The organism is Halorubrum lipolyticum DSM 21995 (assembly GCF_000337375.1).
Lineage (GTDB): Archaea > Halobacteriota > Halobacteria > Halobacteriales > Haloferacaceae > Halorubrum > Halorubrum lipolyticum.
This window is the reverse complement of sequence record NZ_AOJG01000013.1, coordinates 41,238-54,678: the sequence shown is the minus strand read 5'-3', so window position 1 is coordinate 54,678 and position 13,441 is coordinate 41,238. Positions and strand designations below refer to the sequence as shown.

The 13,441-nt window shown below is 69.7% G+C and carries 12 protein-coding genes and 1 tRNA gene; 5 read left to right on the top strand and 8 right to left on the bottom strand.

Going from position 1 to position 13,441, the window contains the following annotated elements:
• The first annotated feature begins 128 nt into the window (after positions 1–128).
• The gene (gene pyrE, locus C469_RS05820) at positions 129–677 is read left to right on the top strand and encodes an orotate phosphoribosyltransferase (protein ID WP_187127443.1); all 549 of its coding nucleotides are present in this window, start codon (positions 129–131) and stop codon (positions 675–677) included.
• A 35-nt stretch (positions 678–712) separates the two neighbouring features.
• Here the strand turns inward: pyrE and C469_RS05815 are convergent, their stop codons facing one another.
• On the bottom strand, positions 713–1,675 hold the full coding sequence (locus tag C469_RS05815) for an AAA family ATPase (protein WP_008004689.1): 963 nt from the start codon (positions 1,673–1,675) through the stop codon (positions 713–715).
• A gap of 148 nt (positions 1,676–1,823) precedes the next feature.
• Between C469_RS05815 and C469_RS05810 the strand changes: the two genes are divergently transcribed.
• Both C469_RS05810 and C469_RS05805 read left to right on the top strand, forming a co-directional pair.
• Positions 1,824–1,908, top strand: a tRNA-Ser gene (locus C469_RS05810).
• Positions 1,909–2,089: 181 nt separating this feature from the next.
• Complete coding sequence (locus C469_RS05805; protein WP_008004687.1) at positions 2,090–2,455, top strand: group I truncated hemoglobin; 366 nt, start codon at positions 2,090–2,092, stop codon at positions 2,453–2,455.
• 17 nt (positions 2,456–2,472) lie between these two features.
• Here C469_RS05805 and C469_RS05800 read toward each other — a convergent pair whose 3' ends face one another.
• Positions 2,473–2,784 (bottom strand): hypothetical protein, encoded by a 312-nt coding sequence (locus C469_RS05800; protein WP_008004684.1) that lies wholly within the window; start codon positions 2,782–2,784, stop codon positions 2,473–2,475.
• A 93-nt stretch (positions 2,785–2,877) separates the two neighbouring features.
• On the opposite strand from C469_RS05800, the gene C469_RS05795 reads away from it, so the two are divergent.
• Positions 2,878–4,548: an alpha-amylase family protein gene (locus C469_RS05795; RefSeq protein ID WP_008004682.1), complete on the top strand. Its 1,671-nt coding sequence runs from the start codon at positions 2,878–2,880 to the stop codon at positions 4,546–4,548.
• 39 nt (positions 4,549–4,587) lie between these two features.
• On the opposite strand, the gene C469_RS05790 is transcribed toward C469_RS05795, so the two are convergent.
• On the bottom strand, positions 4,588–6,138 hold the full coding sequence (locus tag C469_RS05790) for a (R)-citramalate synthase (RefSeq protein WP_187127442.1): 1,551 nt from the start codon (positions 6,136–6,138) through the stop codon (positions 4,588–4,590).
• Between the two features lie 308 nt (positions 6,139–6,446).
• Between C469_RS05790 and C469_RS05785 the strand changes: the two genes are divergently transcribed.
• Positions 6,447–6,935, top strand: a complete 489-nt coding sequence (locus C469_RS05785; protein WP_049911068.1) for a cupin domain-containing protein — start codon at positions 6,447–6,449, stop codon at positions 6,933–6,935.
• Between the two features lie 47 nt (positions 6,936–6,982).
• Here C469_RS05785 and C469_RS05780 read toward each other — a convergent pair whose 3' ends face one another.
• The 5 genes from C469_RS05780 to C469_RS05760 all read right to left on the bottom strand — a co-directional run bounded on the left by C469_RS05780 (position 6,983) and on the right by C469_RS05760 (position 13,060).
• Positions 6,983–7,645 (bottom strand): hypothetical protein, encoded by a 663-nt coding sequence (locus tag C469_RS05780; protein ID WP_008004677.1) that lies wholly within the window; start codon positions 7,643–7,645, stop codon positions 6,983–6,985.
• 52 nt (positions 7,646–7,697) lie between these two features.
• Complete coding sequence (gene mfnA, locus C469_RS05775) at positions 7,698–8,765, bottom strand: tyrosine decarboxylase MfnA (protein WP_008004675.1); 1,068 nt, start codon at positions 8,763–8,765, stop codon at positions 7,698–7,700.
• Between the two features lie 78 nt (positions 8,766–8,843).
• Complete coding sequence (gene ppsA, locus C469_RS05770) at positions 8,844–11,195, bottom strand: phosphoenolpyruvate synthase (protein ID WP_008004673.1); 2,352 nt, start codon at positions 11,193–11,195, stop codon at positions 8,844–8,846.
• Positions 11,196–11,564: 369 nt separating this feature from the next.
• Positions 11,565–12,194 (bottom strand): hypothetical protein, encoded by a 630-nt coding sequence (locus C469_RS05765; protein ID WP_008004672.1) that lies wholly within the window; start codon positions 12,192–12,194, stop codon positions 11,565–11,567.
• A 137-nt stretch (positions 12,195–12,331) separates the two neighbouring features.
• The gene (locus C469_RS05760) at positions 12,332–13,060 is read right to left on the bottom strand and encodes a DUF7344 domain-containing protein (protein WP_008004670.1); all 729 of its coding nucleotides are present in this window, start codon (positions 13,058–13,060) and stop codon (positions 12,332–12,334) included.
• Between the last annotated feature and the right edge of the window lie 381 nt (positions 13,061–13,441).

Sequence of the window (13,441 nt, the reverse complement as noted above, 5' to 3'; positions counted from 1 at the left end):
CGTGATCGACGCCCCGATTGACGACGGGAGGACGTGAATTGCTGTAGCGGATCGATTATTTATAAGTGAACGAGCGGTATCGCTCGCGTTCCGACCCGTTTATGGTCGCCGCCGCGCGCTGTCTCGGTATGACCGACGACGAGCGACGGAGCGAGCTGGTCGCCGCGCTGCGGGCGGCCGACGCCGTCCGGTTCGGCGAGTTCGAGCTCTCGCACGGCGGGACGAGCGACTACTACGTCGACAAGTACCTCTTCGAGACCGACCCCGACGCGCTCCGGCTCGTGAGCGAGGCGTTCGCGGACCGGCTCGCCGACACCGACGCGAAGCTCGCGGGCGTCGCGCTGGGCGCGGTCCCGCTCGTGGCCGTCACGGCCGCCGAGATGGGCCGCCCGTACGTCATCGCGCGCAAGCAGGCGAAGGAGTACGGCACGGGCAACCGCATCGAGGGCCGGCTCGACGAGGGCGAGGAGGTCGTCGTGTTGGAGGACATCGCGACGACCGGGCAGTCGGCCGTCGACGCCGTCGAGGCGCTCCGCGAGGCGGGCGCGACGGTGAACCGCGTGCTCGTGGTCGTCGACCGCGAGGAGGGCGCCGAGGAGCTGCTCGCCGACCACGACATCGAGCTGGAGTCGCTGCTGACGGCGACGGAGCTGCTGGCGGAGCGGGACGCGGAGTAGCCCGGCTCGAGCGGTTCGACCCTTTTAAATCGGCGTCAGGCCTCCGGCGCCTCGACCGTCGGCACCGCGACCCGGTCGAGCACGTCGGCGATCACGTCGCGCTTGTCGGCGTCGTTGACGGCGGCGTCCGGGGTCAACACGAGCCGGTGGGCGAGCGCCGGCTCCGCGACGCGTTTCACGTCGTCCGGCGTGACGAACTCGCGGTCGGAAATGACCGCGGCGGCCCGCGCCGTCTCGAAGAGCCGCTGCGTGCCGCGCGGGGAGACCCCCACGTCGACGCGGCGGTCGTTTCGGGTGGCGCGGGCGACCGACGCCATGTACTCCAGCAGGTCGTCGTCGACCCGGACCGTCTCGGGCACTTCCCGGAGGTCCGCGACGGCGTCGGGATCGAGCACGCGCTCGACCGTCGGCGCCTGCGCGACGCGGCCGGCGCGCCGCCGGAGCAGATCGACCTCGCCCTCGTCGTCGGGGTAGCCGATCGCGGTCTTGATCGTGAACCGGTCGAGCTGGGCCTCGGGGAGCGGGAACGCGCCCTCGCTCTCGACCGGGTTCTGCGTCGCGATGACGTAGAAGGGCTTCGGGAGCTCGTGGGTCTCCCCGTCGACGGTCACCTGGCCCTCCTCCATCGCCTCCAGCAGGGCGGCCTGCGTCTTCGGCGGCGCGCGGTTGATCTCGTCGGCGAGCACGACGTTCGCGAAGATCGGTCCGGGCGAGAAGGCGAAGGAGCCGTCGCGCTCGTCGAACACGTTGGTCCCGGTCACGTCGCTCGGGAGGAGGTCGGGCGTGAACTGGACCCGCGAGAACTCTAAGCCGAGCGCGGCCGCGAACGAGCGCGCCGAGAGGGTCTTGCCGGTGCCGGGCACGTCCTCCAAGAGGACGTGGCCGCGGGCGAGGATGCCGAGCGTGACGCGGTCGAGGAACTCGCGGTCGGCCACGACCGCGCCGCCGACCTCGTCGACGACGCGGGAGCAGGCCGCCGCGGCTTCGGGGACGTCCATACCGCTACCACGCGATCCGCGCCGAAAAGCGTTGTCGCGGGGCGGCCGAAGCAATTGGCCGACCCCACCGGTGACCGTACCGGCCGACCCCACCGTCGGCGTCGGCGATCGAAACGCATAACAGCGGAACCGGCCAACCGAAGAACGAGCCGAGGTAGCCTAGCCTGGCCAAGGCGGTAGATTCGAAATCTACTGTCCATTCGGACACCGGAGTTCAAATCTCCGCCTCGGCGCTTCTCTCGCGTTTCCGACCGGTCAGCGACGCGTTTTGTCGTCTGTCCGTATTTCCGTCCGCCGTCGATCACCGTCGGCGTGAGGCCGGGAGCCCGGAGGAGCGCGAACGTGTTCGGTCCGGAACCCGAGCCAGCGGGAGTGGGGGGAAGGGTCTTTATCACCCGTCGGCAGATCCCGACCGTGAACGATCACACGCTGTACGAGCGGCTGGGTGGACGCGAGGCGATCGGTGCGGTCGTCGACGAGTTCTACGACCGGGTCCTCGACGACGACCGGGTCGCACACCACTTCGAGGACGTCGACATGACGGCGCAGCGGGCGCACCAGACGCGGTTCCTGAGCGCGGTCGCCGGCGGCCCCGCCGAGTACGACGGGGACACCATGGACGAGGCTCACGACGGGATGGGAATCACCGGCACGGAGTTCGGCGCGATCGCGACGCACCTCGACGACGCCCTCGCGGAGTTCGACGTCGACGACGCGGACCGAGAGGCGGTGCTGGCGGCCGTCGAGGAGTTCCGCGACGACATCGTCGAAGCGGAGTAGTCGGTCGCGGCCGACCGCTACGGCTCTCCGCCCAGCGACTCCTGTTCCGGGGCGGCGTCGCCGCGGAGCCGCCGTCGGCGCTTGTCGTAAGCGGCCTCGAGCTTCGCGTTGGTCGCCCGCGAGACGAGGTAGCAGTCGGCGTCGTCGCCGTCGCGGGGATGCGCGCTCGCGACCCAGACGTGGCCGTCGCCCGTCGAGAGGTCGTCGGCCCAGCGCTCGGCGGCCGCGCGGCTCTCGAACGCGTGGCGGGAGCCGTCCTCGAAGACGAGTCGACCCACCTTCGCGTTGCGCTTGCGGGCGGAGGGTTTCACCGCGACGACGACGCTCACGGGCGACGTTCGGGCGGCATCGCTTAAAAACCCCGTCAGACGGCGGCAGCGGGGATCGCAAGAAACCCAACCCCGTGTTCCGTACCACGTCCCATGAGCGATCCGGACTGGTACGAGGACGCGACGATCTACTCCTTCGACGTCAAGACCTTCAACGACAGCGACGGCGACGGCTGGGGCGACTTCCGCGGCGCGATAGACCGGCTCGACCACCTCGACGACCTCGGCGTCGACGCCGTGTGGATCCGCCCGTTCTACCCGAGCCCGCTCCGCGACAACGGCTACGACGTGGCCGACTACTACGGCGTCGACGACCGGCTCGGGACCCTCGACGACTTCCGCGAGTTCGCCGACCGGGCGCACGAGCGCGGGATCCGGGTGATCACCGACCTCGTCTTCAACCACACCTCGAACGACCACGAGTGGTTCCGCCGCGCCCGCGAGGACCCCGAGTCGGAGTACCACGACTACTACCTGTGGACGAGCCACGTCGACGACGCCCACCAGCGCGGCAACATCTTCCCGGAGTACGAGGACGGCGTCTGGACGTACGACGAGATCGCCGGCAAACACTACTTCCACCAGTTCTACGGCCACCAGCCCGACCTCAACGTCGCGAACCCCGCGGTCCGCGAGGAGCTGTACGACGTGCTCCGGTTCTGGCTCGACCAGGGCGCCGACGGCTTCCGGATCGACGCCGCTCACCCGATGCTGATGCCGAAGGGGCACGAGGCGACCACCCTCGACGAGACCGACCTCGGCGAGTCCATCGAGCTGTTCAAGGAGATGCGGCGGGTCGTCGAGGCGGAGCAGTCCGACGCGGTGCTGCTCGCCGAGGCCGACGACGAGCCGGAGCACCTCGACTACTACTTCGGCGACGGCGAGGCGTTCCACCTCCAGTTCAACTTCGTGATGAACGCGCACCTCACGTACGCGGTCGGCGTGAAGGACACGTGGCCGCTCCAGCGCGCCGAGGAGATCCTCCCGGACGTCTCCGAGGTGGGCGGCTGGGTGAACTTCCTCCGGAACCACGACGAGTGGAACCTGCTGAAGCTCCCCGAGGAGGCGTTCGAGCACGCCCGCGAGTACTTCGGCGACGACGCCGGCGACTCGTGGATCTTCGAGCGCGGCCACCGCCTGCGGCTCGCCGACCTGTACGGCGGCGACCGCGATCGGATCGCCGTCGCCCACAGCCTCCTCTTCTCCCTCCCGGGCTCCGTCGCGCTCCAGTCGGGCGACGAGATCGGGATGGGCGCGGACCTCTCGCTCCCCGAGCGCGAGGCCGTCCGCACCCCGATGCAGTGGGACGACTCGGCGAACGGCGGCTTCTCGGCGGCCGCCCCCGAGGACTGTTACAACCCTGTGGTCGACGAGGGGGCGTACGCCTACGACCGGGTCAACGTCGCCGCCCAGCGAGACGACCCCGACTCGCTGCTCTCGCGCGTCGAGGCGCTCGTGGCCGCCCGCGACGCCTGCCCGGAGATCGCCCGCGGTGACTACCGCGCGCTCGACACCGACCACAAGGAGACGCGCGTCCACCGGTTCGACCACGGCGCGGGGGACGGGACGGACGAGGACGGGACCGTCCTGCTCTGCGCGCACAACCTCGCGGACGGGCACCGCAAGGAGGTCGTCGGCTTCGACGTCGACCCCGAGACGGTCGAGCACGTCGTCGGCGACGGCGGGCACTACGTCGCGAAGGGGGGCGTCACGTTCGAGCTCGACGCCTGCGATTACGCGTGGCTGCGCGGCGAGAAGCGGTAGAAGCGACGGCGCGTCGGACGGACGCGGGTTCCGTCGCCCTCAGTCGTCCGCCAGCGAGGCCGCGTCCGGCGTCGCCCCGTCCTCGGCGGCGGCCGAGAGCAGGCGGTCGAGCCCGTCGACCATCGCGACGACGCTGGCGCGCGTGATGTCGGCGTCGGTCGAGGAAACTGAGACCGACCGGTCGCCGCGCGAGAGGTCGACCTCGACGGTGACGACCGCGTCGGTGCCGCCCGTGATCGCGTCGACGTGATAGGAGTCGAGGTCGAAGGAGACCTCCTCGCCGGCGGAATCGCCGGCCAGCGCGGCCCGAACGGCCTCGAGACCGGCGTCGACGGGGCCGGCGCCCGTGCCGGAGGCGACGCGCTCGTCGTCGCCGACGCGGAGCCGGACCGACGCCGTCGGGAGGTTCCCGCCGGAGGTGGCCGACAGGTCGACGAGCTCGACGTGGCGGTCGCGCTCGCGACCCTGCACGTCCTCGGTGATCGCGAGGAGGTCGGCGTCGGTGACGCGCTTCCCGCGGTCGCCGAGCTCCTTCACGCGGTTCACGACCTCGCTCAGTTCGTCGTCGTCGACCGCCACGTCGTGTTCCGCGAGCGCGGCCTTGACCCCTGCGCGCCCGGCGTGTTTGCCGAGGACGAGCCGCCGCTCGCGGCCGACCGTCTCCGGCGGGTACGGCTCGTACATCGTTCCGTCCTTCAGGGTCCCGTCCGTGTGGATCCCGGACTCGTGGGCGAAGGCGTTGGCGCCGCAAACCGCCTTGTTCGGCGGGAGCGCGACGCCGGTCGCCTCCGACACGGTCCGGCAGAGCCGATAGAGTCGCTCTAACTCGACGGTGTCGATATCGTACGACCGATCGAGCGCGATGGCGACCTCCTCCAAGGCGACGTTGCCGGCGCGCTCGCCGACGCCCATTACGGTGCCGTGAACGGTGTCAGCGCCCGCCTTCAGCCCCGCGTGGACGTTCGCCACGCCGAAGCCGAGGTCGTCGTGGGTGTGGAGGCTCGTCGGGCCGCGGTCGGCGAGCCGCGAGACGACCTGCGCGGTGCGCTCCGGATCGGCCGCGCCGACGGTGTCGCAGTAGCAGATCCGGTCGGCGCCGGCGTCGAGACCGGCACCGAGCAGGCGCTCGAGGTAGTCGAGATCGGCGCGGGAGCCGTCCTCGCCGAGCACCTCGACCCACAGCCCGTGGTCGTTGGCGTACTCGACGAGTTCGACCGTCGTCTCCACCACGCCGTCGCGGGTCGAGCCGACCTTCGTCTCGACGTGTTTGTCCGAGGCGGGGACGACGAGATTCACGCCGTCGACGCCGCAGTCGAGCGCGTGGTCGATGTCGGCTTTCACGCCGCGGGCGAAGCTCGTCACGGTCGCGTCGAGGCCCTCGCTCGCGACCCGGCGGATCGCCTCGCGCTCGCCCTCGGAGGTGCACGCCGAGCCGGCCTCGATCAGGTGCATCCCCGCCGCGTCGAGTTCGCGGGCGACCTCGACCTTCTCGGCCGGCTTGAGCGAGACGCCCGGCATCTGCTCGCCGTCGCGCAGGGTGGTGTCTAACAGCTGTACCTCGTCGAGTGTGGTGAGTGGTGTTGGGGTCAAAAGGGAGTCCGTCGGCTCGTCGGTGGGTTCGGGGGCGGTACCGCCGCGGGGCGGTCGCGCCCCGGTGTCGTTATCGTCGGAGAATTTCGCGGCCAGCCGCCGTGAGGCGACTTCCTCTATCCCCCGAACGACCACGATCGTCTCGTGTCATTCGTGTCCGTGCCGACGAGTCACACACGGATAAACCGTCGGATCGCGACAGGTTTGACCGGACGGCTACCGCAGCGCGGTCGGGCGCTCCCTCCGAGGAGAGGCCGCAGATGCGACACCGGGGATACGGTTATACGGCCGCCGTCGGACGGATCGGTATGCGAAAAGCCGCGATCGACGACGTCGACGTCGTCACGAACCCGATGGGCGTCCACGACCTGCGAAAGCCGGTCTCGCGGGTGCTCGGCACCGAACACGTCGCGATGAATTACTTCGAGCTCGCCCCGGGAGACGCGTTCTCCGGCGGGCTCCACACGCACGGCGACCAGGAGGAGGTGTTCTACGTGCTCTCGGGGACCGCCACCTTCGAGGTGGGTCGCGAGCGCGAGCGGGTCGACGTCGGCGCCGGCGAGCTGATACGGTTCGCGCCGGGGGAGTTCCAGTCGGGCTTCGTGCGCGAGGACGCCAGCGAGGAGGTCGTCGCGTGGGCGTTCGGCGCGCCCGGCGCGCGCCACGACTGGGACCGGATCGAGTCGCTGATCGAGTGCCGCGAGTGCGGCGAGGAGCTCCCGCACGCGACCGAGCTGACCGACGAGGGGCGGTTCCGGTTCACGTGTCCCGAGTGCGGGACCTCCTTCTCGCCGTAGTCGACGGGCTCAGAGGTGCCGAGCGCTCGGCTGTCCCGCCCGCCGTCTCACCTCAGCAGCGACCGGAACGACCGCCGTCCCGTTCCGCACCGGTCTCGGTAGTCGCAGGCGGAACACCGGTCGTCGTCGACGCGCGCCGGCGGACCCTCGATCGCGCGAGCGGCTCGCAGCGCCCGCCGGTAGGCGGCCTTCTTCCGGGTCGTGAGTCGGACCTCGCGGACGGTCCCGACGCTCGGGTACTCGACGAGCGCGCGCGGCACCTCGCGCTCGCGCTCCCACGCGACCGCCTTGGCGACGGCGACGGCCCTGACCGCCTGCGGCTCCCAGACGCCGTTCGTCGGCGGCTCGCCGGGCGAGACAACGGTCGGGACCGGCGGGTCTGAACCCGCCTCACCCGCGAGCACCTTGTGGACCGTCCCGTGGCAGTCCTTTCCGGATCGGAAGGCGCGCTCGCGCTCGGGGTCGACGAGCCGGTCGTAGTCGCCGCGCTCGCGGAGCCGCGAGAGGTTCCGGCGGTACGCGGCAGGCGACCGGCGGATCGGCAGTCGTCGGAGCGTCGCGTCCGGCGCGTCGGCGAGCGAGGGATACCGAAAAGCGAGGTCGATCCGAGCCCGCACCTCGTCGGGCACGCTCCGGTCGTCGTCACGGCGCGCGTAGTAGAGCTGTCGCGGACAGTAGGCGGCGCGGGCGAGGTCGCTGAAGGCGATCACGGCTGGGGTGGCCGCGGTTCCGTTGAAAAGGAGTCGGCGCCCCCTCGGCCGGTCACCCTCGTATCCGATCGAGGTCCGCCACGAACGCTCGGAGCGTCTCCCGCGTCACGTGGGGCATGCAGACGACGCGCAACTCGCCGCGACCCGTCCGCGAAACCTTCCAGCCCGCCTCCCGCAGCGCGTCGAACTCGGGCTCCGGGAGCGCCGCGGCGACGAGCGGGAGCTCCGGTTCGACCACGTCGTACCCGCGATCGCCGAGCGCCCCGGCGAGCCACTCGGCGTTGGCGGTCGCGCGCTCGACCGCGTCGCGGTAGCCGTCCGGCCACAGCGCCTCCATCGCGGCGACCGCGCCGGCGACGCCCGCGCCGCTCCGGGTCCCCGTCAGCGTCGCCTGCGACCGCGTCTCGAGGTAGGGCGTGTCGACCGCGAGCGCGTCCAGCGCCGCGTCCTCGAGGGCGAGGAGCCCGCCGGCCGGCACCGCCGCCTGTCCGAACTTGTGCGGGTCGATCGTCAGCGTGTCGACGGCGGCGTCGCCGAACGACCACTCCCCGTCGGCGAAGGGGAGTACGAACCCGCCCCACGCCGCGTCGACGTGCATGAGCGCGCCGGCGTCGTGAGCGATTTCGGTCAGCGCCGGGATCGGGTCCACTCGCCCGTACTCCGTGCTCCCGGCGACGCCGACGACCAGCGCCGTCGCCCCGTCGACCGCGGCCGCGACGGCGTCGGTCCGGGTCCGGAAGTCGTCGTCGACGGGTACTGTCCGGAGCTCCACGTCGAGCAGCTCCGCGGCCTTGTGAAACGAGAAGTGGCCGCTCTCGGGAACGACGACGTTCACGTCGGCCGCGTCGTGGCGGTTCCGCGCGGACCGGACCGCCTGTACGTTCGCCTCGGTGCCGCCGGACGTGACGTACCCCGCGGCGTCGGTCGGGGTCGGGTGATCCGCGAGCGTCGCGAGCAGTTCGACCGCGCGCTCTTCGAGCGACGCGACCGCCTCGTACGTGGCCGGGTCGCCCGGGTTCGTCGCGAGGAACCGCTCTGCCGCCTCCCGGGCCGCGGGGTGCGGTTCGGTACACATCGACGAGAGCACCCGTTCGAACGACTGCGGCTCGGGCTGCTGCATTCGACCGAACGTTACCGCGGAGCGTCTTACCCGTTCCGCTCCGGGGCCTCTCCCTCGAGCGAGTCGCTTGCGACCGCGTCAGCGAACCGAGTCGAGGAGGAGCCGCTGTTCGGTCCGTTTCACCTCGTGTTGCACGTCGCGGACCGCGTCGATGTTCGCGGAGATGGAAGAGACGCCCGCCTCGACGAGGAACTCGACCATCTCGGGCTTCGAGCCGGCCTGCCCGCAGATGCTCGTGTCGACGCCGAGCTCTCGGCACGTCTCGATCGTGTCACCGATGAGCCGTAACACCGCGGGGTGGAGCTCGTCGAACCGGTCGGCGACGTGCTCGTTGTTGCGGTCGACGGCCAGCGTGTACTGCGTGAGGTCGTTCGTCCCGAAGGAGGCGAAGTCGATGCCGGCGGCCGCCAGCTCCTCGATCTGCAGCGCGCTCGCGGGCGTCTCGATCATCACGCCCCACCGGTGCGTCTCGGGGTCGATCCCGGACTCGCGCATGTGTCGCTTGATCCCCTCGATGTCGCTCGCGTCGTTGACGAGGGGGAACATCACCTCGAGGTTGTCGTACCCCATCTCGTAGAGCCGAGCGAACGCCGCCAGCTCCTGCCGGAACGGCTCGGGCTTGTCGAGACTCCGGCGGATCCCGCGCCAGCCGAGCATCGGGTTGTGTTCGGTCGGCTCGCCGTCGCCGCCCTCCAGCTCTCGGAACTCGTCGGTCGGCGCGTCGATGGTCCGGACCCTGACCGGTCGGGGGTAGAACTCGTCGGCGACCTGCCGGACGCCCTCGATGAGCTCGTCCTGATACGCGCGGGCGCCGTGCTCCGCGATGTACTTCTCGGGGGTCTTCCCGAGCGACAGCACCATGTGTTCGATCCGGAGCAGGCCGACGCCGTCGGCGCCAGTCGCCGCGGCGCGCTCGGCGGCCTCCGGGATCGAGACGTTCACTTTCACCTCCGTCGCCGTCATCGGCTTGACGGGGGTCTCCGGCCGCGCCGCCTCGACGGGTTCGAACTCCTCGCCGGGCTCGGCCTCGTCGTCGGCGCCGGCGCGGATGGTCCCCTTGTCGCCGTCGAGCGTGACGCTCTGTCCGTCGTTCAGGATCCGCGTCCCGTTTCCGGTGCCGACGACCGCCGGAACGCCGAGCTCCCGGGAGATGATCGCCGCGTGGCTCGTCATTCCCCCCTCGTCCGTGACGATCCCGGCGGCGCGTTTCATCGCGGGGACCATGTCGGGCATCGTCATCTCGGTGACCATCACGTCGCCCTCCTGTACCTGGTCGAGGTGGTCGAGCTTGTGCACGATCCGGACGGTGCCGGAGACGACGCCCGGACTGGCGCCGAGCCCGTCGACGAGCACGTCGGCGTCGTCCGCGAGGCCGCGATCGCTCCCGCTGTTCGCGGTGGCGCCGTCGTCCGTGCCGCCGTTGCCGGCGGTGCTCTCCGCGCCGTCGCTCGCGTCGGCCGCTCCCCCGCTCTCGGCCTCCTCTTGGATCGTCGTGATCGGACGGGACTGCAGCATGTAGATCTCGCCGTCGTATATCGCCCACTCCACGTCCTGTGGCGTCCCGTAGTGGTCCTCGACGCGCTTGCCGAGCTCGACGAGCTCCCCGATTTCCTCGTCGGAGAGGACTCTGGCGTTCCGTCGTTCGTCGTCGACCTCCAGCGTGACCGTCTCGCCGGTCTCGGAGTCTTTGACCATCTCCACCTTCTTGTCCGCGACCGTCACCTCGTCGACGGTGGCCCGCTCGCGGTCGTACACGTAGTTGTCGGGCGAGACGGTGCCCGAGACGACCGCCTCACCGAGGCCCCACGCAGCCTCGATCGTGATCTGCGGGTCGCCGGTCGAGGGGTGGCTGGTGAACATCACGCCCGACTTCTCGGCGTCGACCATCCGCTGGACGACGACCGCGATGTCGACGTCGGCGTGCGGGAACCCCCGCTGCTGCCGGTAGTAGATCGCTCGTTGGGTGAAAAGCGACGCCCAGCACTCCTTCACCCGCCGAATCAGGTCCTGCTCGCGGACGTTGAGGAACGTCTCCTGCTGACCGGCGAACGAGGAGTCAGGGAGGTCCTCGGCGGTCGCGGACGAGCGCACCGCGACGAACGCCTCGTCGCCGTCGTCGCCCATCGTCCGGTACCGGTCGACGATTTCCTCGCGAACGTCGTCGGGAAGCGGCGTCTCTAAGATCAGCTCAGCCGCGGTCTCTTCGGCCGCTCGCAGCGCGGCGGAATCCTCTGGGTCGACGTCGACCGCGGCGAACAGCTCCTCGTCGATTCCCGCCTCTTCGATGAACGCGCGGTACGTCCCCGCGGTGACGGTGAATCCCGGCGGAACAGGGAGTCCCGCACCGATGAGTTCACCGAGCGAAGCCGCTTTCCCGCCGACGGTCCCGACGTCGTCGGCGTCGACATCCTCGAGCCAGAGTACTGCCATTCGTATGCTCGATGGATCCGAGAGCCGACGTATGAAGCTTCCGGCACGCGCAACTGTGAATAAAAGATTACTCGCGGTCGAGTGATCGCGTCGACTCGAGGCGTTGACCCGGCGAAGTCGTCTCTGGACCGACGACACTCCGCGCGATCGAGGGGAACCGCGTCGTTCCGACATCCGCCGCGGACACTGGGACGAGAAACGTGGTTGAGGGCCGAAGCGCTCCGGGGAACGACGAACCGGTCGACGGCTCGTACACGGCCGTACGGTCCGTCCATTGGAATACTTATCTCCCGATCCACACACACGACTGATCACGTGTTACAGGTGTTGTAACAGTCAGTCGGTGCGACCCGTCGTCGGCCCCGTCGGTCACGCCGATGCGAGCCGCTCCCGCTCCGCACGCAGGAGCCGCTCCCAGAGACCGAACAGGCGGCTGTCGAGCCGGTAGCTCTCGTCCACTCGGCGGACCCACGCGTCGTCGGCGAACAGCAGCCGCTGGAAGCGCCGCACGGGCTCGGAGAGCCGATCGCGGTCGCCGCCGTAGTACGACAGCGACTCCTCGCGGGTTCGGTCGACGAGCGCCGCCGGGACCTCGACGCCGTCGGCGGCCGCGGCGTGTTCGAACCACTCCAGATGCAACAGCGCGTCGGCGAGCAGGAACCGTTCGCGGAAGCCGGAAACGCGGGCGAGCGCCGGTCTCCCGTCGACGGTCACGTCTCGCGGCCGGGAGAACCGTGGCGCGGTCACGGTCACGTTTGCGGCGTCCGCGACCTCGGCCGCGACGCGTCGGAGCCGCCACTCCCCGTATCGGACCGGCGCGATCAGGCCGAGCTCGTACCACGTCGGGAGCCACTCGCAGTACGGCTCGGAGAACCGCCCGTCGGCGAGCAGCGTCGCCGCGACGGAGCGGGCCGCCGACGGCGACAGCGTCGAGGGGTCCTCGCGGAGATCGGCCGCGATCCGCGCCCCGTCGAGCGCGTCGACCCCCTCGAACCCCATTCCCTCGGCGACGTGGCGTGTGTATGCGCGGCTGGCGGCGTACCAGTCGGCGAAGTCGGTCGGCGCCGTCAGGCGGAGGAGGCGGAGTACGGTGATAACCGTGCTACGCGGCGAAACGACCTAACTGCTGTGGCGGTTCACGTGTCGAAGTTGTCGAGGCGGCTCAGCGCGTCCGGGAGGGTGATATCGCGGTTCGTCCGCGTGAGGTGGCCGTACACGAACACCGCCGGCGCCGCACCGATCCCCATCGCGAGCAGGGCGGCGGGGAGCGTGAGATCGCCGAACACCGGGAGATCGAGCGCCCACGCGCCCACGATGATCCCGGCGGAGAGCGCGAGCGCGACGAGGCTCGTCACGAGGGCGCCCTCGCCGTTCGTCTCCACCTCGACGACGAACTCGTCGGGCTGCTCCGAGACCCGCCGGACGACCGAGTCGCGCTTGTCGAACTCGACGAGTCCCGCCTCGTCCATCTTCGGGCAGTGGAACTGGTGGAGCGACGTGTAGACGCTCTTCCGTTCGCCGTACTCGACCTCCCCGACGGTCGTCCCGTTCTCCCACGCGGCGATCTGCTGAGAGGCGTCTCCGAGCGACGCTTCCGGCGATTCCTCGCTCAGGTAGTGCCACAGGAGCCGCCGCCGCTCGTTGCTGAGGATGTCGATGACCTCCGTCGCGTTTAGTTCCTCTCGCTCGCCGTCGCCGTCCGCGAGCCGCTGCTCGCTCGCTGGCGATCTCCCGGCGCCGTCCGGCGATCCGTTCCCGGTCTCCGGTGACGCGTTACCCGTCGACGACACCGAGACCGCTCCGTCGTCAGCCGACCCGTGTCCGTTCTTTTCAGCGTTGGACGAGGGGGAGGAACTGGAAACCATGAGAGCCTAATTCGTTTGAGATCATAAATATGTTTCTCAATCTGAACTTCTTATTAACGGGATTTTTCGAGAAGGTATAAATTGATTGCGACCGCTCGATTCCTCTCAATCAGACGTATATCGCGGACACACCGGATTTTGACTGATCTGGCCATTATTGTTCGAATCTGGCAGATAGAGTGGATATCTGTTTATTATGGCTGCGTCAGAAATATATTGATTCTTATATATTGGCTGCCGTTCGGGTTTCACCCGCCTCGATCAGATGGGTCAGCCCGTCTCTCACGGTATTCTATTTCGTGGGAATACCACCCGTACGAACAGTAACATCGCGTTACGCGCCGTTCGCAGCCGGAAATCCGCCGTTGCGGTGATGGTTGT